Source organism: Caballeronia glathei (assembly GCF_000698595.1).
GTDB classification, from domain to species: Bacteria; Pseudomonadota; Gammaproteobacteria; order Burkholderiales; family Burkholderiaceae; genus Caballeronia; species Caballeronia glathei.
Genome location: NZ_JFHC01000029.1, coordinates 19,663 through 42,353, shown reverse-complemented (window position 1 = coordinate 42,353; position 22,691 = coordinate 19,663). Strand labels below are relative to the sequence as shown.

General features: G+C 66.3%; 23 protein-coding genes. 12 read left to right on the top strand and 11 right to left on the bottom strand.

Going from position 1 to position 22,691, the window contains the following annotated elements; all coding sequences use genetic code 11:
- Positions 1 to 323: 323 nt before the first annotated feature.
- The 6 genes from BG61_RS18900 (at position 324) to arsH (ending at position 4,965) form a co-directional block, all read left to right on the top strand.
- Positions 324 to 830, top strand: a complete 507-nt coding sequence (locus tag BG61_RS18900; protein WP_035937667.1) for a helix-turn-helix domain-containing protein — start codon at positions 324 to 326, stop codon at positions 828 to 830.
- A gap of 2 nt (positions 831 to 832) precedes the next feature.
- Positions 833 to 2,167: a type II toxin-antitoxin system HipA family toxin gene (locus BG61_RS18895; protein ID WP_035937589.1), complete on the top strand. Its 1,335-nt coding sequence runs from the start codon at positions 833 to 835 to the stop codon at positions 2,165 to 2,167.
- Positions 2,168 to 2,245: 78 nt separating this feature from the next.
- A complete protein-coding gene (locus BG61_RS18890) occupies positions 2,246 to 2,578 on the top strand; it encodes an ArsR/SmtB family transcription factor (RefSeq protein ID WP_035937591.1) in 333 nt (110 codons plus the stop codon).
- Positions 2,575 to 3,054 carry an ArsI/CadI family heavy metal resistance metalloenzyme gene (locus BG61_RS18885; protein ID WP_035937593.1) on the top strand — a complete coding sequence of 160 codons (480 nt, stop codon included), beginning with the start codon at positions 2,575 to 2,577 and terminating at the stop codon, positions 3,052 to 3,054. The genes BG61_RS18890 and BG61_RS18885 overlap by 4 nt, the downstream gene beginning before the upstream one ends.
- A gap of 58 nt (positions 3,055 to 3,112) precedes the next feature.
- On the top strand, positions 3,113 to 4,198 hold the full coding sequence (gene arsB / locus BG61_RS18880; protein ID WP_035937594.1) for an ACR3 family arsenite efflux transporter: 1,086 nt from the start codon (positions 3,113 to 3,115) through the stop codon (positions 4,196 to 4,198).
- Positions 4,195 to 4,965 (top strand): arsenical resistance protein ArsH, encoded by a 771-nt coding sequence (gene arsH / locus BG61_RS18875; RefSeq protein WP_035937596.1) that lies wholly within the window; start codon positions 4,195 to 4,197, stop codon positions 4,963 to 4,965. Before arsB ends, arsH begins: the two co-directional genes overlap by 4 nt.
- A gap of 86 nt (positions 4,966 to 5,051) precedes the next feature.
- On the opposite strand, the gene BG61_RS18870 is transcribed toward arsH, so the two are convergent.
- The 3 genes from BG61_RS18870 to BG61_RS18860 form a co-directional block, all read right to left on the bottom strand.
- Positions 5,052 to 6,116: an amidohydrolase family protein gene (locus BG61_RS18870; RefSeq protein WP_035937597.1), complete on the bottom strand. Its 1,065-nt coding sequence runs from the start codon at positions 6,114 to 6,116 to the stop codon at positions 5,052 to 5,054.
- 1 nt (position 6,117) lies between these two features.
- Positions 6,118 to 7,425 carry an MFS transporter gene (locus BG61_RS18865; protein ID WP_232256378.1) on the bottom strand — a complete coding sequence of 436 codons (1,308 nt, stop codon included), beginning with the start codon at positions 7,423 to 7,425 and terminating at the stop codon, positions 6,118 to 6,120.
- Positions 7,426 to 7,592: 167 nt separating this feature from the next.
- Positions 7,593 to 8,135 carry a DUF2889 domain-containing protein gene (locus BG61_RS18860; protein ID WP_035937602.1) on the bottom strand — a complete coding sequence of 181 codons (543 nt, stop codon included), beginning with the start codon at positions 8,133 to 8,135 and terminating at the stop codon, positions 7,593 to 7,595.
- A gap of 184 nt (positions 8,136 to 8,319) precedes the next feature.
- Between BG61_RS18860 and BG61_RS18855 the strand changes: the two genes are divergently transcribed.
- A complete protein-coding gene (locus BG61_RS18855) occupies positions 8,320 to 8,982 on the top strand; it encodes a GntR family transcriptional regulator (protein WP_035937604.1) in 663 nt (220 codons plus the stop codon).
- A 10-nt stretch (positions 8,983 to 8,992) separates the two neighbouring features.
- Here the strand turns inward: BG61_RS18855 and BG61_RS18850 are convergent, their stop codons facing one another.
- The 7 genes from BG61_RS18850 to BG61_RS18820 are packed head-to-tail and all read right to left on the bottom strand — an operon-like array spanning position 8,993 to position 15,392.
- Complete coding sequence (locus BG61_RS18850) at positions 8,993 to 9,763, bottom strand: SDR family oxidoreductase (protein ID WP_051672639.1); 771 nt, start codon at positions 9,761 to 9,763, stop codon at positions 8,993 to 8,995.
- 3 nt (positions 9,764 to 9,766) lie between these two features.
- Entirely contained in the window at positions 9,767 to 10,678 is a 912-nt protein-coding gene (locus BG61_RS18845; protein WP_035937606.1) for an SMP-30/gluconolactonase/LRE family protein, read from the bottom strand.
- A gap of 47 nt (positions 10,679 to 10,725) precedes the next feature.
- Positions 10,726 to 11,355: a GntR family transcriptional regulator gene (locus BG61_RS18840; RefSeq protein WP_035937608.1), complete on the bottom strand. Its 630-nt coding sequence runs from the start codon at positions 11,353 to 11,355 to the stop codon at positions 10,726 to 10,728.
- An 18-nt stretch (positions 11,356 to 11,373) separates the two neighbouring features.
- Positions 11,374 to 11,811 (bottom strand): Zn-ribbon domain-containing OB-fold protein, encoded by a 438-nt coding sequence (locus BG61_RS18835; RefSeq protein ID WP_035937610.1) that lies wholly within the window; start codon positions 11,809 to 11,811, stop codon positions 11,374 to 11,376.
- A gap of 10 nt (positions 11,812 to 11,821) precedes the next feature.
- Positions 11,822 to 13,024 carry a thiolase family protein gene (locus BG61_RS18830; RefSeq protein WP_232256379.1) on the bottom strand — a complete coding sequence of 401 codons (1,203 nt, stop codon included), beginning with the start codon at positions 13,022 to 13,024 and terminating at the stop codon, positions 11,822 to 11,824.
- A complete protein-coding gene (locus BG61_RS18825) occupies positions 13,021 to 14,238 on the bottom strand; it encodes a CaiB/BaiF CoA transferase family protein (RefSeq protein WP_035937612.1) in 1,218 nt (405 codons plus the stop codon). The genes BG61_RS18830 and BG61_RS18825 overlap by 4 nt, the downstream gene beginning before the upstream one ends.
- 8 nt (positions 14,239 to 14,246) lie before the next feature.
- Positions 14,247 to 15,392, bottom strand: a complete 1,146-nt coding sequence (locus BG61_RS18820) for a CoA transferase (protein WP_035937613.1) — start codon at positions 15,390 to 15,392, stop codon at positions 14,247 to 14,249.
- Between the two features lie 197 nt (positions 15,393 to 15,589).
- Here BG61_RS18820 and aldA point away from each other — a divergent pair, with 197 nt between their 5' ends.
- The 5 genes from aldA to BG61_RS18795 all read left to right on the top strand — a co-directional run bounded on the left by aldA (position 15,590) and on the right by BG61_RS18795 (position 22,031).
- A complete protein-coding gene (gene aldA / locus BG61_RS18815; RefSeq protein WP_035937615.1) occupies positions 15,590 to 17,032 on the top strand; it encodes an aldehyde dehydrogenase in 1,443 nt (480 codons plus the stop codon).
- Between the two features lie 99 nt (positions 17,033 to 17,131).
- Entirely contained in the window at positions 17,132 to 19,735 is a 2,604-nt protein-coding gene (locus tag BG61_RS18810) for a CaiB/BaiF CoA-transferase family protein (RefSeq protein WP_232256380.1), read from the top strand.
- A gap of 32 nt (positions 19,736 to 19,767) precedes the next feature.
- Positions 19,768 to 20,406 (top strand): flavin reductase family protein, encoded by a 639-nt coding sequence (locus BG61_RS18805; RefSeq protein WP_035937619.1) that lies wholly within the window; start codon positions 19,768 to 19,770, stop codon positions 20,404 to 20,406.
- Between the two features lie 88 nt (positions 20,407 to 20,494).
- A complete protein-coding gene (locus tag BG61_RS18800) occupies positions 20,495 to 21,619 on the top strand; it encodes a thiolase family protein (protein ID WP_129572262.1) in 1,125 nt (374 codons plus the stop codon).
- 4 nt (positions 21,620 to 21,623) lie between these two features.
- Positions 21,624 to 22,031, top strand: a complete 408-nt coding sequence (locus BG61_RS18795) for a Zn-ribbon domain-containing OB-fold protein (protein ID WP_035937620.1) — start codon at positions 21,624 to 21,626, stop codon at positions 22,029 to 22,031.
- Between the two features lie 51 nt (positions 22,032 to 22,082).
- Here BG61_RS18795 and BG61_RS18790 read toward each other — a convergent pair whose 3' ends face one another.
- Positions 22,083 to 22,691 (bottom strand): dihydroxyacetone kinase subunit L, encoded by a 609-nt coding sequence (locus tag BG61_RS18790; RefSeq protein ID WP_035937622.1) that lies wholly within the window; start codon positions 22,689 to 22,691, stop codon positions 22,083 to 22,085.

Genomic DNA, 22,691 nt, shown 5'->3' with positions numbered 1-22,691 from the left:
TTTTCTCCGGGGATGTTCCTGTGCATGCACAGTGGCTTCCCCGGTTTACGGCAAACGTTTAACTACCTTTAGGTTGGCAAGCAATATTTTACGAAGACATGCATTCATTCTCTACATATGTGTAAGGACAATGGTTTTGTTTCAAATTTATTACATCATGCGCGACATTTGCATGAATACATGCTCCCATTCGGTAACAGGCTATCGCCTGTTTTCCAGTTTTACAGGTGATAGGTTGTAATTCAAAAAAACAGCGTATAGACTGTTATCCTGATTTACAGCCTGTCACCTGTATCGTCGTCATGACCCACTGGAGCGGTGCCGTGGACTACCCCGTCAAGACACTTGGCCAGCTGCGGCCCATCCTGCAAGGATTCCGCAAGGCCGCAGGACTCACGCAGGCCATGATGGCCAGTCGGCTCGGCGTGACGCAGCAGACGTACGCCCAACTGGAGGCCAACCCCGCCGCCATCAGCGTGGAGCGCCTGTTCAGGGTCTTGCGCGTGCTCGGTGCCGATCTGACGCTGACCGACACTGGCACCCGCCCGCCGAAGGCCGTGGACGGCGACAGGATCGCCGCCCCTTCGCCCGCCCTTACGGCAGACACCGCGCCGCCCCGCGCCGCGAAGATCGCATCGGTCGTCAAGGCCGGTCGCGCGGCGCGCGCCGTGCCGTCACCGCCGGCAAAGGACACGTCGTCGCGCGGCAAGGGCGCGGCGAAGACGGCGGGCGCGACGCCCCCCCGTAGTGGACGCGCTGACAAGGACCCGCTTGCGAGCCGCCCCGGCAGCAAGAAGGCAGCGGCCGCAAGAAAAAGGGAGAACTGGTAAGCATGGCACGCCGCTCGCAACCGAGCCGACTCGATTTGTGGATGAACGGCCTGCCCGTCGGATACTGGGAAACCGCGCACGGCGGCGAGCGCCTGGTCTATCGCGACGACTGGATCGCCGATCCGCAGGGCCGCCCGCTATCGCTATCGCTGCCCTTTACGCCGGGCAACCAGCCGTGGCGCGGGCAGGTTGTCACAGACTATTTCGACAACCTTCTTCCTGACAGCGAGCCGATCCGGCGCCGCATCGCCGCACGATACAGAACCGGCGGTACAGCGCCGTTTCAGCTGCTCGCCACGCTGGGCCGCGACTGCGTCGGCGCCATCCAGATGTTGCCGCCCGGCGAGGAGCCCGTCGATCTCGCGAGCATCCGGGGGCGGGCCCTGAGCGAAAGTCAGATCGCGCGTCTGCTGCAAGACACAACCTCGGCGCCTCGGATCGGGCAGCACGAGCCGGTCGACGATCTGCGTCTGTCGATTGCCGGCGCGCAGGAAAAGACCGCCCTCCTCTGGCATGGCAACCAGTGGCTTCTGCCCGAAGGCAGCACGCCGACCACGCATATCTTCAAGTTGCCTCTGGGTCTCGTAGGCAACATGCGGGCCGACATGCGGACGTCCGTGGAAAACGAATGGCTCTGTTCGAAAATCGTCGCGGCCTATGGCATGCGCATCGCCCGGTGCGACATTGCCCGGTTCGAGGATCAGAAGGTGCTCGTCGTCGAGCGGTTCGATCGCAGGCTGTCGAGCGACGGTAGCTGGATTCTGCGGCTGCCGCAGGAGGACATGTGCCAGGCGACGGGCACGCCGGCATTGCAGAAGTACGAGTCCGACGGCGGCCCCGGTATCGAGGCGATCGTGGAAGTGCTCTCCGGCTCGGAGCGCGCGGCGCAGGACCGGCGCGACTTCTTCATGACACAGATGATCTTCTGGCTGCTCGCGGCAACCGACGGTCACGCGAAGAACTTCAGCATCGCCCACCTGCCCGCCAGCCGCTACGAGTCCACGCCGCTTTACGACGTGCTCTCGGCCCATCCCATCGTCGGCACGGGTGGCAATCAGCTCGCGGCGCAACGGGTGAGACTCGCGATGGCCGTGCGCGGCAGGAACGTTCACTACCTGCTGGGCGAGATTCAGCGCCGCCACTGGATCGCCCAGGGGCAGCGCGCCGGATTTCCGGCGCCGGACGTCGAGGCGATGATCGGCGAACTGACCGCGCGCACCGCGGGCGTCATCGACGAGGTCGCGGCCCAGCTTCCCCGCGATTTCCCGATGGACGTCGCCGAGACGATCTTCGACGGGATGCGTCGCCTGAACCGGAAGCTCGCGACGGCGCATTGAAGTGCGCCCGCGAGGCACGCAAAAACGACATTTCAAACTTACTTGAAATATCGAATTGTTCGGTGTATCGTTCCGTGCATGGACTCCAACCTCGTCGTACGCGCGCTGGGCGCGCTCGCTCACGAATCCCGGCTTGCGATCTTTCGCTTGCTGGTGGTCGCCGGCCCGGACGGCATGCCGGCCGGTGAAATCGCCCAGCAACTGGGGCTTTCGCCTTCGAGCCTTTCGTTCCATATCAAGGATCTCTCGCATGCCGAGCTGGTGACGCCGCGCCAGTCGGGGCGCTTCGTCATCTATACGGCGAACTTCGACGCCATGACGGGCCTGATCGGCTTTCTCACGGAGAACTGCTGCGCGGGCGCGCCCTGTGCCGCGAGCGATGCTCCCACCTGCTGCGGAAACACACCATGAAGCGCATGCATATCCACGTCGCCGTCGAAGATCTGAACGACAGCATCCGGTTCTATCGCGCCATGTTCGGCAACGCCGAACCGGCGGTCGTCAAGGCCGACTACTGCAAATGGGAGCTGACCGATCCCGCCGTCAATTTCTCGATCTCGCAGCGCGGCGCGAAACCGGGCGTCGACCATATCGGGATTCAGGTCGAAACGGATACCGAGCTTGCCGAGATGAACGCGCGCTTCGCCGCCGCCCGGCTGCCGGTGCAGGTGCAGACCGGCACGACGTGCTGCTATGCACGCTCCGACAAGGCGTGGACCGTCGACCCGCAGGGCGTCGCGTGGGAAACCTTCAGGACACTGGAGAGCGCGCCGGTCTATGGGCACTCACGGGACGAAGCAATGGCGCAATCGACAGCACATTCGCAAACGTCGGGCGCATGCTGCGCCCCGGCGCAATCCGTTATCACCATGCGGAGCCGCGCGTGAATCTCGTGAATGTGCTGGATCGTCGCCGCGATCGGCCATCAGCCTGTCGAGCATCCGAATGAGCAGCACTGATGCGGCGGTTGGCCGGAACCGCTCTGCAATCGGATTCTTCGAGCGATATCTGACGGTCTGGGTCGCGCTGTGCATCGTGGCGGGGATCGCGCTCGGGCAGATGCTTCCTCGGCTCTTCCAGGCAATCGGCCACATGGAGGTCGCGAAGGTCAATCTTCCCGTGGGCGTGCTGATCTGGGTGATGATCGTTCCGATGCTGGTCAGGATCGACTTTCGCGCGATGACACACGTGAAGAGCCAGTGGCGCGGCATCGGCGTAACGGTGTTCGTGAACTGGCTCGTCAAGCCGTTTTCGATGGCGCTCCTCGGCTGGATCTTCATCCGGCACGTCTTTGCCCCGTGGCTTCCCCCCGACCGGCTCGACAGCTATATCGCCGGGCTGATCCTGCTCGCTGCCGCGCCGTGCACGGCGATGGTGTTCGTCTGGTCGCAGTTGTGCAAGGGCGACCCGTATTTCACGCTGTCGCAAGTGGCGCTGAACGACTCCATCATGATGCTGGCGTTCGCGCCGCTCGTCGCGCTGCTGCTCGGGCTGTCGGCCATCACGGTGCCGTGGGACACGCTCATCATCTCGGTCAGCCTCTATATCGTCATTCCGGTCATCCTCGCGCAATTGCTTCGCCGTCTCCTGATGGCGAAGGGCGAAGCGCACTTGCGCACGACCCTATCCAGGCTCGGGCCCTATTCGATCGGCGCGCTGCTCGCCACGCTGGTGCTGCTCTTCGCATTCCAGGGGCAGGCGATCGTCGGGCAACCGCTCGTCATCGCGATGCTCGCGGTGCCGATCCTCATTCAGGTGTTTTTCAATTCGGGCCTCGCCTATCTGCTCAATCGCCGGCTGGGCGTTGCGCATTGCGTCGCGGGACCGTCCAGCCTGATCGGCGCAAGCAATTTCTTCGAGCTGGCGGTGGCGACGGCCATCAGCCTCTTCGGTTTTCACTCGGGCGCGGCGCTCGCCACGGTTGTCGGCGTGCTGATCGAAGTGCCGGTGATGCTGCTGGTGGTCGGCGTCGTCAACCGTTCGCAGCGCTGGTACGAAGCGGCGAGCGGCGCCGGAGGACCCAGCGCATGAATCCCCCTGTCGATCTGCCCGGCATCAGCGAACGCCATCTCGACACGCCCGATTTGCAGAAGCTCGAACCGGCCACGATCTCGCAACACGCGCCGCGGATTCTGCTGCTCTACGGCTCGTTGCGCGCAACGTCGTACAGCCGTCTTCTCACGCTCGAGGCTCAACGCATTCTGCGCCGCTTCGGCGCAGACGCCCGCGTGTTCGATCCGCACGGCCTGCCGCTCGCGGACAGCGTGACGGCCGATCATCCCAAGGTCCAGGAGTTGCGCAAGCTTTCCGAGTGGTCGGAGGGGCACGTGTGGTGCAGCCCCGAGCGTCACGGAACGCTCACGGCCGTGTTCAAGAATCAGATCGACTGGCTGCCGCTCGAAAGCGGCGGCATCCGTCCGACACAAGGGCGCACGCTCGCAGTGATGCAGGTCAGCGGCGGTTCGCAGTCGTTCAATGCGGTGAACGCGCTGCGCATCCTCGGACGGTGGATGCGGATGGTGACCATCCCCAATCAGTCGTCGGTGGCGAAGGCCTGGCAGGAGTTCGATGCCGACGGCCGGATGAAGCCGTCCGCGTACTACGACCGCGTCGTCGACGTGATGGAGGAACTGTACAAGTTCACGTTGCTGATACGCGACCGCAGCCCTTACCTGACCGACCGCTACAGCGAACGCAAGGAGGCGCATCCGGAACTGGCGACGACGCTCGCGGCCGCCGCGATGGACCATGAGGCGCTCACCGCCAGTGCCGGCACCGACGACAGCGAGCCGCAATGACGTGAACGGCGAGCGCGGCGCCGGTGCAGCGGGGTTTGATCGACTGGGCGTACCGCTCCCGTGCCGGCCAAGAGCGGCCCGCTCCCCTACGCCGGCACCACGCCTATCCGATAGAACCCGGCGGCGCTATCGTGAAAGAGCCGGGACTTCTCGGCATCCGTGCATCCGCTCGTCACGCGCTTGAACGCATTCCACAGCACCCCGTAGCTGAAGTTGCCCTTGTCGACGGGGAAGTTGCTCTCGAACATGCACCGATCCGCGCCGAACAGTTCGACGCACGTCTCCACATACGGTCGAATGTTCTGCGCAAGCAACGAAGACGCTGGCGGACGCGGCATCGCATGAAAATCGAAGCCGAAGAGCGCCATGCCGAAGCCCCCGAGCTTGATCGAAACGTTCGGATGACGCGCAAGCTGTGCGATCGCCGCGCGCCACTGAGTGAACACTTCGTCCCGATGCCCGCGATAGGGGCCGATCGCGAGCGGCCCGCCAACGTGATTCAGCGCGATTCGCGTATCGGGGAAGGCGGCGGCGAGCGAACACAGTTCGTCGATCTGCGTGTGCACGACCCACGCATCGAAGGAAAGGCCGAGCGGCGCGAGATGGCTCAGCCCCTGCCTGAAGCGCGGATCGAGCAGCAGATGCGGCGGCGGCGTCGCGGCCGATGCCTTCACCGACGGGTCCGCGTGCCACACGCCGATATTGCGGATGCCTTTCACGCGTGACTCGCCGGCTTCGATCAGTGCGGCGAGCACGGGCTCGACCGCGTCGCCGAGCAGCAGGTCGGCGTTGGCCACGATCGCCGCGCCAACGCGCGTCCTCGCGCCCGCCTCGCCCGCCGCACGAATCTCGTCCAGCACGAACTCCACTTCTCCGAGCGGCGCGAACCCGGGCGGCCGCTCGCGGCTGTAATGCGTCTGGCATTCGATGAAGACCGTCGCGCGAATGTCGTGCCCGGAGCGCAGATCCGCGAGCAGATTGTCGCTGCGATAGCGCTTGTCGGGGAACTCCCACAGATGATGATGCGCGTCGATGATGGGCCGCGCCGGATCGATGGCTTCCTCCGCATGCAGGGCCAGCCATTCGGGCCGGATCGTCACATGCGGGGCTGCGGGCGCGTTCTTCTGGCTGTCTGAAAACGATGTGCTCATGTCAGCTCCCTGCGTGGTGCGGCGGAACCTCGATGCGCATGTCCGGCGCGGCGCGTGCGCGGATCGGCCTGCGCGTGAGGCACCACGACGACAGCGCGCCCATGATGAGCAGCGCGCCCGCGGCGGCAAACGCGGCGTCGAAATGCCCGGTCGCCTGCACGACATAGCCGGTCACGATCGGCGCCAGAAAGCCGAAGACGTTCCCGCCGATCAGCAGCAGCCCCATCGCGCGCCCGACGTCCGCCTTCGAATGCAGCAGGTCGCCGAGCAGCGCGATATTGAGGGCGTTGCCCGTCGCGACGCTGCCGAGCGCGATCGTGACCAGCCCGAGAATGATCCATACGCTCGACACCCACGGCACGAACAGGATCACCGCCCCGCCGAACATCACGGCGCCGACGAGCGTTCGCCTGCGTCCGCTCTCGATGGTCTTCTCGGTCAACAGGCGATCGCTCAGCATGCCGAGCGCAATCGACACGAACATCGAGCCGAGATAAGGCATCGCCATGACCGTGCCGCTCTTGAGCAGCGTCATGCCGCGCTCCGTCTGCAGGTAGTTCGGCAGCCACGTCAGGAAAAGATATTGCGTGTAGGCGTTGCACCCTTGCGTGATCATGAGGCCGATCATCGTGCGCGAGCGCATGAGCCCGCCGAGGCCGATCGACGGTGTATCGGCGCGGGCCTGCGCGGTGGTCTCGCGCTCCTTCTCGATCGTTCGCCGCTCATCGGCGGGAAGCCACGTGGTGTGCTCGGGCTGCCGGAAATACCTGAGCCAGACGGCCATCCAGACGAAGCCGACGGCCCCGCAGACGGCGAACGACACGCGCCAGCCCGCCTCGGCGACGAGCCACGAGAGCACGATTGCGCCGAGCGCCGGGCCGAAGTAGGCGCCGGAATTGAAGATCGTCATGGCGGTTGCGCGTTCGCGGCTCGGCACCCATTCGCGCACGATGCGCCCCGCGGACGGATAGCAGCTCGACTCGCCGATGCCCATCACGACGCGCGCCGCGATCACCGCGCCCACGCTCGTGGCGGCGCCCGTGAGCGCCGTGGCTGCCGACCACACCGCCATGCTGATCGCCGTGACATAGCGCGTGCCGAACCGGTCGATCAGAAGCCCCACGGGGATCAGGCAGAGCGTGTAACCCCACAGGAACGATGAGAACAGATAGCCGAGCTGCACCTTGGTGATCGACAGGTCAGCGGAAATCTGAACGGCAGCGACCGAAAGCGCCACACGGTCGAGATAGTTGATCGTCGCAAGCAGAAACAGCATCAGGTACACCCAGTACCGGGCTTTCCATCTCACGGTGGTCTCCAGTTGTTGAAGGTCGTACGGGCGCATCCGCTCGCGCCCGGTCCCGAACAGGACTGGATAGAATATAATTTATATTTTATTTGCCAACAACGAAGAAGCCGCCCGATCGAGGGTTTATCCCGACCGTCGAACCGGATCGCCCCGCGAGGAAAGAACGATCAATCGCGCGGCTCGAACCAGCGCGGATAATATTTCCTGACGACCTCGCCCGTCGTCGCGAGTGCGTGGCAGCGGTTCAGCTGAAATGGCCGCACGGTCGCCTGCGCCTCGCGGGCGCGGCGATTGCCGATGGTCTGGAACGCGAGCGTGGCGAGAACGCCGATCAGTTCGGTGACGTGCGTGCAGCCTTGTGTGCCGCCGAGCAGTTCCTTCACCTTCGACGTGAGACCCGGCGCGATCGCAAGGCCGACGAGCCGTCCGTAGTCAGGGGCGATGCGCTCGCACTGCCCTTCGTAGGGAACGGCATCGAAGCACGCTTGTGCACCGACGATGGTCAGGCTCTCGTCGATGGTGATGCACAGCCACATCTCGTGAATCGGCTCGCCCGCATGGCGGGTGCCGGCGGGGCCGAGCTTGTCGTGCGTCTTCACGTCGAGAAGATGCGCCTCGAGATCGTAAAGACCGCCCGCCCTCGAATAGCCCCTGGCTTCGATGGTGCGTGTATGCAGCAGTTCGCGGTCAGCAACGGGTGTAAGTGGCATGAGACATTCCGGATCGAATGGATTGACGCCCGGCGCATCACGCGCCACAAGCGCGGCTGACCCGTGCGCTTTACGCGCCCGGCCCAGCCTGGAACTAAAATAGAATGCTGAAAATTCAATGCATCGTGCAACCCTGCGCGCGCCTGGCGAGCGGGGCGCATCCACCCCGCCGCGGAGCCATCACGTGAACGTCGTCTTCAAAACCAAGGAAAGCCAGGTCGCCGACCTCCTGCGCGAGCAGATCATGTCCGGCGAGCTCAAGCGCGGCCAGAAGCTCAAGCAGGCCGAGATTGCCGAGAGCCTGCATCTTTCCATCACACCCGTGCGCGAGGCGCTGAAGCTGCTCGAAGCGGAGGGCTACGTGCTCGGCACGTCGCACCGGGGCGCGGTCGTCGCGCCCTTTCAGATCGACGAAGTCGACGAACTCTACGAACTGCGCCTGCTGTTCGAGCCGAAGCTCGCGCGCGAAGCCACGCGCCGCATGACGCCCGAGGGGCTGGCGGAACTCGTCGCGATCAACGAGACGATGTGCGACGCCTTCAGGAAGCAGGACTGGCCCCGAATGCGCAGCGCGAATTACCGGTTTCATTTTCGACTCTACGAAATGGCGGATCAGGTGCAAACGCTGCACTTCGTCCGCGTGCTGTGGGCGAAGTATCCGTTCGACCTGCTCTCCGTGATGCCCAATCGTACCGCCGATGTGGTGGGCGAGCACGGCGCGCTTCTCGATGCGCTCACCGAGCGCGACGCCCGCGTCGTCGCGAAGCAGTTGCAGGCGCACATCGAGAGCGGCCATCGCGGCTTCAAAAAGCACTACGGCACGACGGCCGCCCCGCAGAAAAAATAGCGCTCTGCCGCTACCGTCCGCCGGAAATCACGAGATTGGCCGACAGCACGTAGCCCGCTTCGTCAGAGAGCATCCAGAGAATGCCGCTGGCGATCTCCTCCGGCTGCGCGCCGCGCCCGATCGGCACGACATGCGCGAGCCCGTCGATGCGCCCCGGCTCGTTCATCTCCGTGAAGGTCAGCCCCGGCGACACCGCGTTTACGCGGATGCCCTCGCGCGCGACTTCCTTGGCAAGCCCGATCGTCATCGACGAAACCGCGCCCTTCGACGTCGCGTAATGGACGCGCTCGCCGGCCGACCCGTTGACCGCGGCCACCGACGACACGTTTACGATCCGCCCGCCGTGTCCGCCGCGCGCGGTCGACATGCGGCGCACCGCCTCCTGGCAGCAAAGGAAATAGCCGACGACGTTCACCGCGAGCGTGCGTTGCAGCACCGCCAGTTCGAGATCGGCGAACCTGCTCGTGCCGCCGTTCACGCCCGCATTGTTCACGAGATCCGTGACCGTGCCGTAGCGGCGCGTGGTTTCGTCGAACATCCCGCGGACCGCGGCTTCGTCGGACGTATCGGCGCGATGCGCGAACGCATCGCCGCCCCCGGCGCGGATGTCGGCCACGACGCCGTTCGCGAGCGCTTCGCCCGAAACATAGTTGACGCATACGCGATAGCCGCGCCGCGCGGCTTCCTTGGCGACGGCCGCGCCGATGCCGCGCGAGGCGCCCGTCACGATGAGCACGCGCGGGCTCGCGCCCGATGACGCTTCTTCAATGGATGTGCGCATGATTCAGACGAGCGGCAGGCCGCGCGTTCCCGTGAAAATGGAATAGAGCTTCTGTCCGGCCGCGATGAAGAGCCGGTTGAGTTTCGGCCCGCCGAAGGTCAGGTTCGCGACCGGCTCGGGCACGTGAATGCGGCCGATCAGCGCGCCGTCCGGTGCGAAGCACAGCACGCCGTCGTCGACGGTGCTGGTCCAGATATTGCCATCCACGTCCACGCGAAAACCGTCCGGCACGCCCGTCGGGATCTGCGCGAACGGGCGGCGGTGGCCGGTGCGGCCGTCGGCGGCAACATCGAATGCGACGATCTGATGCGGGCCGTCCGGATCATGCGTGCGGCCGCTGTCGGCGACGTAGAGCGTGCGCTCGTCCGGCGAGAACGCAAGGCCGTTCGGCTTGGCGAGCCCTTCGCAGGCGACCCCGAGCGAACCGTCGGCGGGATCGTAGCGGAACACGTTGCATGCGCCGATCTCGCTCTCGGCGCGCGTGCCCGTGTAGTCGCTGAGAATGCCGTAGTCGGGATCGCTGAACCAGACCGTGCCGTCGGACTTCACGACCACGTCGTTCGGCGAATTCAGGCGCTTTCCTTCGAAGCGCTCGGCCAGCACGGTGATGCGGCCGTCGAGTTCGGTGCGCGTCACGCGCCGGCCGCCGCTCTCGCACACGACAAGGCGCCCCTGGCGGTCGCGCGTCATGCCGTTCGCGTGATTCGAGCCGTGCCGGAACACCGATGCCCCCTGCCCTTCGACCCAGCGGTAGATCCTGTCGCCGGGCACGTCGGTATAGAGCAGCATCTGCGCGTCGGCGAACCAGACGGGTCCTTCCGCCCAGCGCAGGCCCGTATGGAGTTCCTCCAGCACCGCGTGCGTCATGTAGCGGCGAAAGCGGTGATAGTCGACCGGAATGAAACACTTGCTCATTGGCGCTCCCCATGTTTGGCGGACCGGGAGCGCTCGCGCGCCGTGCCTCAGATGTTCTTCGACACCCGGCTCCAGCCTGTCTGAATGTGATCGACCATCGCCGCGACCGCACCTTCCTTGTCGCCGGCTTCGAGCTTGCGCATGAACTCGGCGTGCTCCTGAAGGAGCTGCTTGAAGCGGATCACCTGGTCGTCGTGAAAATTGAACGGGTACTTCGCCCACAACACCCGCACGAACTGCAGCGTCTGCGGGCAGTCGGCCATTTCGTACACGCGGAAGTGGAACCGGACGTTGGCGGCGCGCACCGCATAGATCTCGCGCTTCTTCACGAGCGCGGAGAACTCCTTGTGCATGCCGCGCAACTCCGCGATCTGCTCCTTCGTCATGCGTTCCACTGCCATCTGGGTCAGGCGGCGCTCGAGCAGCACGCGCAGCTCGAAGATCTCCTGCGCGCGCTCGGCGGCGATGTGCGGCACGGAAAGGCCCTTGTGCGGCACGCTCACGATGAAGCCTTCCATCTCGAGCACCTTCAGGGCCTCACGCACCGGCGTGATCGAAACGCCCAGTTCCGCCGCGATTTCCGCCTGCTTGAGCTTGTCGCCGTGCTTGTATTCCCCTGCGATGATGCGCTCGCGCAGGCGTTCCGCCACCTGATCCAGCTTCGTAAAAAAGGTCATAGATATTCCATCGTTTTTCTAGGGCGATTTGCCCGCGCTCACGTCGTCGAGCGTGAATCTCGGCAGCACCGCTGCATCCGGCATCGTGGTGTAGACCATGCGAACCGGGGCTCCCAGCCAGCTCTGCGCGGGCGGCGCGCCCTCCAGATTCGAGATCATCACGGGCCCCTCCGCAAGGCGCACGGCCACGACATTGTAAGGTGCCGGATAGGCGTCGAGGTAAGTCCGGTGAAACACCACCCAGGAGAGGATTGTGCCTTGGCCGGAAATCGCCTGCCACTTTAGTGCGAGCGACAGGCAATGCGTGCAGACGGGCGCCGGCGGATACTGCATCGCGCCGCAGTCCTGGCAGCGCTGCAACTGCATCGCGCCCTCGCGGATGCTCGACCACATGGGACCATCGAAAAGACCCATGACAGGCGCGGGCGTGCGCGCCGCGTCGGATACGCTGGTCATGAACGAACTCCTATCGGCTGTAGATGATGGATACGGCCTTGCCCGCTACGTCGGACGTGTAATGCGCATGCCGGCACTCGGGCACCTGACGCTCGCCGCATTCGCCGCGCAGCTGGCGCACGCATTCGATCTGGTGCGCCCAGCCCTGCATGTACGTCTCGGACAGATGGCCGCCGCTCGTGTTGGTCGGCAGCCGGCCCCCCGGGCCGATGCCCTCTTCGCGCAGGAAGCGCCCGGCGCCGCCGACTTCGCAGTAGCCGTAGCCTTCGAGCGCGAGCGGCACGTGCACGGAAAAGCTGTCGTAGACCTGGAACAGGTCCATGTCGGACGGGCCGAAACCCGCCATGTCGTACGCCTGGCGCGCGCAATCCTGCTGCGCGGGCAGGTAGAACTCGGTCAGCCGCGGCTCGAGGCTCGTCGCGCCCACGTTCAGGTCGCGGCGCCCGAGGCCCTGCACATAGACCGGCGGCTTCGCGAGCCGCTTCGCGCGCTCGGCCGTGGTGACGATGAGCGCGACGCCGCCGTCGTTGATCATGCAGTAGTCGAAGAGGCGCAGCGGCTCGCAGATATAGCGTGCCTCGCGGTAGTCGTCGAGGGTGATGCGCTTTTTCATCACGGCGTTCGGATTCATCGACGCCCACGCCCGCTGCGCCACCGCGATGTGCCCGAGATCGACTTCGTCGAAGCCGCGCGCGTGCTTCCACGCCTGGAACGTGAGCGCGTAGAGCGCACCCTGCGACGTGAGCCCCCACGGCGCGTGATAGACGTAGGAGAGAAACGCGTCGCCGCCCATCGCCTGCGGGCCGCCGTACTGGATCTGCGCGGAACGCTGGTCGTTGCCGTAGACGAGCGCGACCGTTTCCGCGAGCCCGGTTTCGATCGCCGTGAGGGCCTGCGCGACCGACAGCACCGCGTCGGCCTGATCGCCCCAGCGCGGATTGATGCCGAGCACTTCTGACATGCGCTCGTAGGCCGTGGTCGGCCCGGCGATCACGCCGTCGATGTCCGCTCGCGTGAGGCCCGCGTCCGCGAGCGCCGCGCGAAACGCGATCGCGCCGTAGCCGTAGCTGTCGCTCGGTTTCTCGCCGTTGCGCACGCGCGTCCAGTCGCCGACCCAGTCGGTATGGCCGACGCCCACGATCGCCGCCGCGCGCGAGAGGCGCCGCGACGCGGAGCGCCCGGGATTCACGAAACTGCCGGCGCCCGCGCTCATGACAGCACCCCGCTCGCTTCGAGACCGGCCACATCCTGCGCCGACATGCCGAGCAGATCGTGCAGCACCTGCTGCGTGTGCTCGCCGAAAAGCGGCGGACGGTCGAGCTCGACGCGCTCGCCGTCGATCGTGAAAGGCGGCGAACTGAGCAGGACCGGGCCCACTTCCGGATGCTGCACGTGCTGCCAGTAGCCCCGCGCCGCGAGTTGCGGATCGTGCTGCACGAGTTCGCTCGACCGCGCGACGACCGCCGCCGGAACCCCGAGTGCGCGCAACGCGGCGGCCGTTTCGGCTGCGTCGCGCTCGCGCGTCCACTGCGCGACCGCGGCCTCGACGCGCTCCAGTGCGGCGAGGCGCCCGGATGCGCTCGCAAGCGCCGCATCGTCGAGCAGATCGGCGCGATTCATCGCGCGCGCGAGCGCCTGCCAGTGCGCGTCGCCGGCGACGCTGATCGCGACCCAGTCATCGTCGCCCCTTGCCGCGAAGATGTTGTGCGGCGCGTCCGTGCGGCTGCGATTGCCGACCTGCGGGATCTCTTCTCCGGTCGCGCTCGTCTCGACGAGTGCCGGTCCGACGAAGTTGGCCGTCGACTCGACCTGCGACAGATCGATCTTCATGCCACGGCCGGTCTTGCGCCGGTGCGTGAGCGCGGCGAGCACGGCGAACGCGCCGTGGTAGGGATTGGCCGCGTGATCCGGGTAATGCGTGCCCGGGCCGACCGGGTCGTTCGGACCGTAAGCCGTGTGCCACATGATGCTCGTGACCGCGCTGATCGTCATGCCCACGCCGAGCAGGTTCGCGCGCGGGCCGTCCTGGCCGTACATCGGCATCGACAGGTAGATGAGATCGGGCTTGATCTCGCGCAGCGTCTCGTAGCCGAGCCCGAGCCGCTCCATCGCGCCGGGACCGAAATTGTTGGTGACGACATCCGACTGCGCGATCAGATCGATCACGATGCGGCGCGCCTCCTCCGTCTTCAGGTTGAGCGCAACGCTCTTCTTGCCCGTGTTGCGCGAGGCGAAGTAGCCGCTGCGGTTCGTGCCGACGACGCCATCCTTGAACGGCCCCGCCGTGCGCACCGAATCGGGCCGCGTCATGCTCTCTATCTTCAGCACTTCGGCGCCGAAATCCGAGAACACCTTGGTGCCGAAGGGGCCCGCCCCCGCCCAGGTGAGGTCGGTGAAGCGCACGCCCTTGAGAAAGTCCGGTCGCATGTGGTCTCCTAGCGTGATTGTTCCGGGTGCCCGAGCGGCGCGGCGGCGGCGACGCGCCATACCGGCTCCGAAAGCCGGTATGGCGCGCCGGGAAACTTCAGCGGATGCGCGCCTTGCGCGGGCGTGACGGTCTGGAAATATTGCCGATGCAGAAGCTGCGGGTCGTCGAATACGTCGCGCACGGTGCTGACCGGCCCGAGCACGACCTTGCGCCGGATGCCCTCCTCGGTCAGCTGCTCCTTCGTGTAGTCCTTCGTGAACGATTCGAGCGTTGCGCGAAAGGCGCGCTTCGCTTCGCCGGTCATGCGCCAGGTGCGGTCGCTCCAGCGCCCGGCCGACAGTTCTTCCGCCGCGGGATGGCCGGCGTCGCGCATCCATTGCACGAGCGCATTCCACGAAACGCCGAGCGTGCGCGGCGCGGCGAGGAAGATGAGCCCGTCCTTGCAGGCGAACATGTCCTCGCTGCAATCGCGCGTGCCTTCGCCGCCGCGCATCGAAATGCGGTCCTCGAAATCGAAGACCTGTATCGAGTTCTGCAGCGAATGCGCGATGCATTCCTGCGCCGAGACATCGACCACATGCCCGCGGCCGCTCGCGAGCGTGTCGTGCAGCGCGACGGCCGTCGCGACCGCCGCATACACGCCCGTGATCATCGTGGCCTGCGAGCCGGGCAGGCGCAGCGGCGGCCCGTCGAGGCGGCCCGAGAGCCACGCGATGCCGCCCGCCGCCTGCAGGACGAGATCGGACGACGGCGCATCGGCCCACGGCCCGGACCGCCCGAACGGCGACACCGACGTCACCACCACGGCGCTCGCAAGCGATTTCACCCACTCCAGTTCGTCGAAGAGCGGTCCATCGCGTTCGAGCAGCACCACTTGCGACTCGGCCAAAAGCGACGCGAACGCCGTGCGCCCGGCCTGCGTGGCCGTATCGATCACGCGGCTCAGCTTGCTCGCGTTGAGGAACTCGAACTCGTAGGCAGCAGGCGCTGCGCCCGGCGGCGCCTCTTCCTGCGCGGCACGCCGGTCGGCGAGTCCGCCCGGCGGCTCGATGCGGATCACCTGTGCGCCGAGGTCGGCGAAGAGCCGTCCCGCATATCGCCCGAGATCATGCGTGAGATCGAGAATCGTCACCCCGCTGTACGGCTGTTCCATGTGCTCCTCTTTCCGGGTCGTCGCGTTAATGCAAAATATAATTTATATTTTTTCGCACCGCAAGCGATGACGGCGATCACAGCAAAAAGTTAATACAATGCATTATATAGTGTATATTTTCTGGGACGCGAACTCGATCCGAAGCCCGGACATGTCGCCCGGGGCGCTCGTGACTCACACTCACAAGGAGGTAGACGGTGCATCGAAATTTCATTGACGGGTCGTTTGTCGAGCACGCTGGTGCCGAGCCCATTGAAGTGCTCAATCCGGCGAGCGGCAAGGTGATATCCGAGATTCCGAACTCCCCCGCAAGCGCCGTGGAAGAAGCGGTTGCGGCGGCGAAGCGCGCGCAGCGCGCATGGGGCAAGCGCCCTGCGATCGAGCGGGCCTCGTTCCTGCGTGCGATCGCGTCGCGCATCCGCGACAGCGCGGAGGAAATCGCCCGCGTGATCTCCGAGGAACAGGGCAAGATCCTGCCGCTCGCGCGCACCGAAGCCAACTTCACCGCCGACTATCTCGACTACATGGCCGAGTGGGCGCGCCGCATCGAGGGCGAGATCCTGTCGAGCGACCGCGCGAACGAGAACATCTTTCTGTTTCGCCAGCCGATCGGCGTGATCGGCGGCATCCTGCCGTGGAATTTCCCGTTCTTTCTCATCGCGCGCAAGACGGCGCCCGCGCTCGTCACGGGCAACACCATCGTCATCAAGCCGAGCGAGGAGACGCCGAACAACGCGGCGCTCTTCACCGAACTGCTCGCGCAGACCGGCCTGCCCGACGGCGTGTTCAATCTCGTCTACGGCAACGGCGCGAATGCGGGCCACGCGCTCGCGAGCCATCGGGACATCGGCATGGTCAGCTTCACAGGCAGCGTCGAGACCGGCTCGATGATCATGTCCGCGGCGGCGAAGAACATCACCAAGGTCAATCTCGAACTGGGCGGCAAGGCGCCCGCGATCGTCATGCAGGACGCCGACGTCGATCTCGCGGTGCGCGCGATCAGGGACTCGCGCGTCATCAACAGCGGCCAGGTCTGCAATTGCGCCGAGCGCATCTATGTGCACCGCAAGGTGGCCGACGAGTTCGTGTCGAAGCTCGCGGGCGCGATGCGCGAGACGACCTTCGGCGACCCGCTCGGCGGCGCGGAGGTCGGCATGGGCCCGCTCATCAACGCGGCGGCGGCGCGCAAGGTTCAGGGGCTCGTCGACCGCGCGGTGGCGGGCGGCGCGCAGGTCGTGACGGGCGGCAAGACGGTCGAGCGCGGCGGCGGGCTCTATTTCGAGCCCACGGTGCTCGCCGGCTGCTCGCACGACATGGAAATCATGCGCAAGGAAATTTTCGGACCGGTTGCGCCGGTCGACATCATCGACAGCCTCGAGGAAGCCATCGACAAGGCCAACGATTCCGACTACGGCCTCACGTCGTCGATCTACACGGGCGACATCGGCTACGCGATGCGCGCGTGCACCGACATCCGCTTCGGCGAGACCTACGTGAACCGCGAGAACTTCGAGGCCATGCAGGGCTATCACGCGGGCGTGCGGCGCTCGGGCATCGGCGGCGCGGACGGCAAGCACGGGCTCTACGAGTACACGCAGACGCACGTCGTCTATATCCAGAATCCACCCGAGCGCGCCTAGACGCGCCATTCGGGCTTCATGGAAACGACAGCCGCGCGGCCCCGAATCCGGTTCGGGGCGGTGCGCGGCGGCCTCACGCATTGCCATCGAGAGACCTCCATGCATCCATCTTCGACCGAGGCGGCCGACACGCCGGCCGCCCCCCTGCCCGGCATGCTCGCGGGCCTGCGCGTGATCGAAATCGCGGACGAAACCGGCGAATACTGCGGCCTGCTGCTCGCGGGCCTCGGCGCCGAAGCCGTCAAGATCGAGCCGCCCGGCGGCAGCCCGAGCCGGCGCATCGGCCCGTTCTTCGGCGAACGCGAGGACCCGGAGAAGTCGCTCTTCTTCTGGGCGTACAACCGCGGCAAGCGATCCGTCGTGCTCGACCCCGCCGCACCCGGTTCGCGCGAGCGCTTCCTCGCGATGCTCGCCAACGCCGACGTGCTGCTCGACAGCACGCGCGGGCGTTTCCTGCGCGAGACCGGCATCGACGAGCCGCTTGCACAGCAGTTTCCGTCGCTCGTCACGGCGCGCATCACGCCGTTCGGCGACATCGGCCCGTGGAAGGACTACAAGGCTTCGGACCTGATTCAGCTCGCGCTCGGCGGCGTCATGATGAACTGCGGCTACGATCCCGACGCGAACGGCCGCTACACCACCCCGCCGATCGCGCCGCAGGCGTGGCACGCGTATCACATTGCCGGCGAGCAGACGGCTGCGGCGATCGTCGCGGCGCTGCTGCACCGGCAGCGCACGGGCGAGGGGCAGGACGTGTCGTGCGCGATTCATCAGGCGGTTGCCATCAACACCGAGCTCGACCTGATGTCGTGGGTCATGCGGCGCGCGCCGCTCATGCGGCAGACCGCGCGCCACGCGGCGGAGAAGACCAATCGCGTTCCGAACATCAGCCGCACGCGCGACGGCCGCTGGAACATGGCGTGGGGCGTCTCTGCGCGGGACAAGGCGAAGCTCGTGCCGTTCCTCGATCGCTTCGGCAAGGCGGAGGACCTGCGGCCGCCTGCGCAGGACAGCGACCTGTCGGCGCGCGACACGCCGGGCTCCGCCGCGCAGGACGACGAAACCGTGCACATGCTGGAAGTGATCCAGCGTTTCGTCGGCGCTTACGACTACGCCGATCTCCCGTGGCGCGATGCGCAGCAGGCGGGGCTGCTGTGGGCGCCGGTAAGAAAGCCGCACGAAAACGCGCTCGACGAGCACTGGCTCGCACGGCGTGCATTCGCGGATGTCGAACATCCCGAACTCGGACGATCGTTTCGCTATCCGGTCAGCAAATGGCTCAGTTCCGCGACGGCCTGGCAAACCGGAAAGCGCGCGCCGCTGCTCGGAGAGCACAGCCACGACGAAGATTTCCACGCCGCGCCCGCGAGCGTTCGTGCATCGGTGCCCGCTGAGCCGCGCATCACGGCACGTACGCAGTCGGCGCGCGGCCGGCCGTTCGCGCTGGAAGGCGTGCGCATCTTCGACTTCTCGTGGTTCCTCGCATCCGCCGGGGGCACGCGCTTTCTCGCCGCGCTCGGTGCGGAGAGCATCAAGGTCGAGTGGAAGGAGAACCCCGATACGCGGCTCGGTGCGATGGCGCCGGTCGGCGGACGCGAAGCGCGCCGGCGGGCCACGTCACCGCTCGCGGGCGTCACCGACCCCGACATGGGCGGCCAGTTCAACAACAAGAACGCCGGCAAGCGCGGCCTGTCGCTCAACATCCGCCATCCGAAGGGACTGGCGATCGCGAAGGACCTGATACGCATGTCCGACGTCGTCGCCGAAGGGTTTTCGCCGGGTGTGCTCGAACGGCTCGGCCTCGGGTACGACGTGTTGAAGTCGATCCGGCCGGACATCATCTACATCCAGCAATCGGGCATGGGCGCGAGCGGACGCTACGGGCGGTTTCGCACCGTGGGCCCGGTCGCCGCGTCGTTCGCGGGCAGCACCGAAATGTCGGGCCTGCCCGATCCCGCGATGCCTGCGGGCTGGGGCTATTCGTATCTCGACTGGGTCGGCGCCTACGGCTTTTCGCTTGCCGTGCTCGGCGCGCTCTATCACCGCGAGCGCACCGGCGAGGGCCAGTGGATCGATTCGTCGCAATGCGAGGCGGGCATCTTCCAGACGGCGACCGCGGTGCTCGACTGGTCCGCGAACGGCCGCGAATTCCGCCGCTACGGCAACCGCTCGCCTGCCAAGCCCGCCGCGCCGCACGGCGCGTATCGCTGCGCGGGCGACGACCGCTGGCTTGCGATCGCCTGTTTCGGCGAAAAGGAATGGCACGGCTTCGTCGACGTCTGCGGCCTTCACGCATTGCGGGCCGATCCGCGCTTTGCGACGCTCGCGAACCGCCTTGCGCATCAGGACGAACTCGACGCGCTCGTGAACGCGTGGACGTCGACGCAGGACGCCTACGCCGCGATGCACCGGCTGCAGCGCGCGGGCGTGCCGGCGGGCGTCTGCCAGAGCGCCGCCGATCGCTGCGAGCACGATCCGCAACTGGCCGAACTCGAATGGCTGACGGAAGTCGAGGGCACGAAGATCGGCCGCTGGCCGGTGGCCGAATTCGCGCCGCGCCTTTCGAAGACGCCCGCCTGCAGCGGCGGCCGGATCAATCGCGGCGCCCCGTGCTATGGCGAAGACAACGCGCACGTGCTCGGCGAGATGCTCGGATTCTCCGCGAGCGAGATCGAGGCCCTGCGCGACGAAGGCGTGATCTGAGCGCCGCGCACCAACGAACCAGGAATCCGACGATGCAATTCAACCTGTCCACGCTCGACCCGCTGCACCGCTACAAGCTGCTTTCTTCGACGGTCACGCCGCGCCCGATCGCGTGGGTGTCGACCATCGACGCCGACGGCCTGCCGAACGCTGCCCCCTTCTCCTTCTTCAACGTGTTCGCCGAGGACCCGCCGACGCTCGCGTTCGCGATCCAGCACCGCTCCGGCACGGACCGCAAGGACACCGGCGAGAACGTGCGCTCGCAGGGCGAGTTCGTCGTCAACCTCGTGAGCGAGGACAACGTCGAGCGCATGAACGTGTGCGCGATCGAGTTCCCGCCGCATGTCGACGAATTCGCCGAGGCGGGGCTCACCCCGCAGGCCTCGACGCTCATCAGGACGCCGCGCATCGCCGAGAGTCACGTGGCGTTCGAATGCAGGCTGATGCGCATCGTCGAGCTAGGGAACATGCGCTCGCTCGTGCTCGGCGAAGTGCTCATGATGCACGTGCGCGACGACGCGGTGATCGACGCCGGGCGCTGCTGGATCGATACGCGGCGTCTCGCGCTCGTCGGACGCATGCAGGGCAATTCGTATGTGCGCACATCGGACGTGTTCGAGCTGCCGCGCATTGCCGTCGAAGCGTGGAGCGCGGCGGATCACGGCGCATGAACGGGCACCGGCGCGGGCACGGCCACGGCCACGCGCCGCAGGGCAACCAGCAACTTCCATCGACAACAAGGAGGCGGATGTGAATTCAATGCAGTCGCTGCGAAACCGGGTTGCCGTCGCAGGCATCGGTAATACGCGCTACGGCGACTTCCCCGATGTGAGCGACTACGCGCTCGGCGCACAGGCGTTCAGGCTCGCGCTCGCCGATTGCGGCCTCGCGAAGGACGAGGTCGACGGCCTGCTCTGCTGCCGCGTGCCGTTTTATGCCCGCATGGGCGAGATACTCGGGCTCAACCCTCGCTGGACCAGCACGATGCCGGGCCACGGCCGCATGTCCGGCATGGCGATCGTCGAGGCGATGATGGCGATCGAGTCCGGCGCGGCGAATCATGTGGCGCTCATCTACACGAACATCGGCCGCTCGCGTCGGATGAACTACGGCGGCGACGAGTTCGCGTCGTTCTGGGACCCGTGGGGCCTGACGTCTCCGGGCGCCTCGCACGCGCTCATGTTCCGCATGCACATGGAGCGCTACGGCACGACCACGCGGCAGCTCGGCGCGGTGTCGGTGGCGTTTCGCAACAACGCGATGCTCAACCCCGACGCCGTGATGCGCAAGCCGATCACGCTCGACGACCACGCAAGCGCGCGGCGCATCGTCGAGCCGCTCGGTCTCCTCGACTACTGTCTCGTCAACGACGGCGCCGTCTGCATGATCCTCACGAGCGCCGAGCGGGCCGCCGACCTCGCAAAGCCGCCCGTGCTGATCTCGGGTGTCGGTGCGCGCGACGCGTTCGCGCGCAGCGCGATCGGCAACTTCGATCCGGGCTTCTGGTACGACGAAATCCGCGACGCGGGCACGCAGGCGTACGAGATGGCGGGCGTCACACGCGACGACGTCGATGCCCTCATGTGCTACGACAACTTCACGCCCACGGTGCTGTTCAGTCTCGAAGGCCTCGGTTTCTGCGCGCAGGGCGAAGCGGGGCAGTTCGTGCAGGACGGCGCGCTCGGCATCGGCGGCTGGCTGCCCACCAATACCGACGGCGGGCACCTCTCGAACTCGTACATGCAGGGGTGGGGCCTGAACATCGAGGCCGTGCGCCAGCTGCGCGGCGAGTGCGGCGAGCGTCAGGTCGCCGACTGCGAGGTCGTGCAGTACATCGCCGCGACGCCGTGCACGCGGTCCATCATCTACACGAAAGGACGCTGAACCGATGCCCGACTATCTGAAGCCACTCCCCGACATCGACCCGTATTCGAAGGGCTACTGGATGCATGCGCATGCGCACCGGCTCTCGGTGCAGGTGTGCGCCGAATGCGGCTACCGGATGTTTCCGCCGCAACCGGCGTGTCCCGCCTGCCTGTCGGATGTGCTGGACTGGAGGCCGGTCAGCGGACGCGGCCGGCTCGTATCGTGGGCCACGTTCCACCGCGCATACTGGGACGCCTTTCGCGGCGACCTGCCGTATCACGTGTGCCTCGTCGAACTGGAAGAAGGGCCGCTCGTCGCCGGAAACTTCGTCGCGGGTATTCCAGAGGACGTGCGCATGGGCATGCCGATGCAGGCCGTCTTCGAGGACGTCACGCCTGCGATCTCGCTGGTGCGCTTCACACCGGCCTAGGCGCCGAGCGGGGCCACGTCCCCGCCTGGTGCTGGCCGAACTTAGGCAGGCCTACGCCGCACGCAGGCTCGCGAGCATGCGCTGAAACGCGATCATGCCGGGATCATCGATGCCGATGGAACGTTCGGCGAACATGCGGGCGCGTCCGATGCGATTGGGCTTGTTGCGGAAGGCGTCGATCGTGCTCTCCACCGCCGCCGATACCGCTTCGAACAGAACACGCGGATCGTCGATTCCCGCGCTCGCCGCACGGGCGGCGTCGAGCGTATCGAGCACGGTCTTGTCGCCGAGCGTCGCGCCGCCACGCTGCGACATCGCGGTGAGCGCGGCGTCGAGCAGGTCTGTCACTTCCGTCCAGGCGATGCTCGCGCGTCCTTCGGTCTTCTTCGCGGCGACGAAGAACGCCACCGTCAGCAGCGTGCCGAAACTCGAGCCCGACGCTTTCGAGCAGGCGAGTGCGCAGCGCTTGAACGCGTCGCCGATATCGCCCTGCATGTCCGGCACGCTCGCGCGCACGTTTTCCGCGCACTTGAGCAGCGTGGCGCCTAGGTCGCCGTCGCCCAGCTGGCCGTCGCGCTCGTTGAGTTCAGGGGCCACCCGGCCCATGCCATCGGCCCAGCGCTCGAGCGCCGCCTTCAACACGTTCACGTCGAGTGCCAT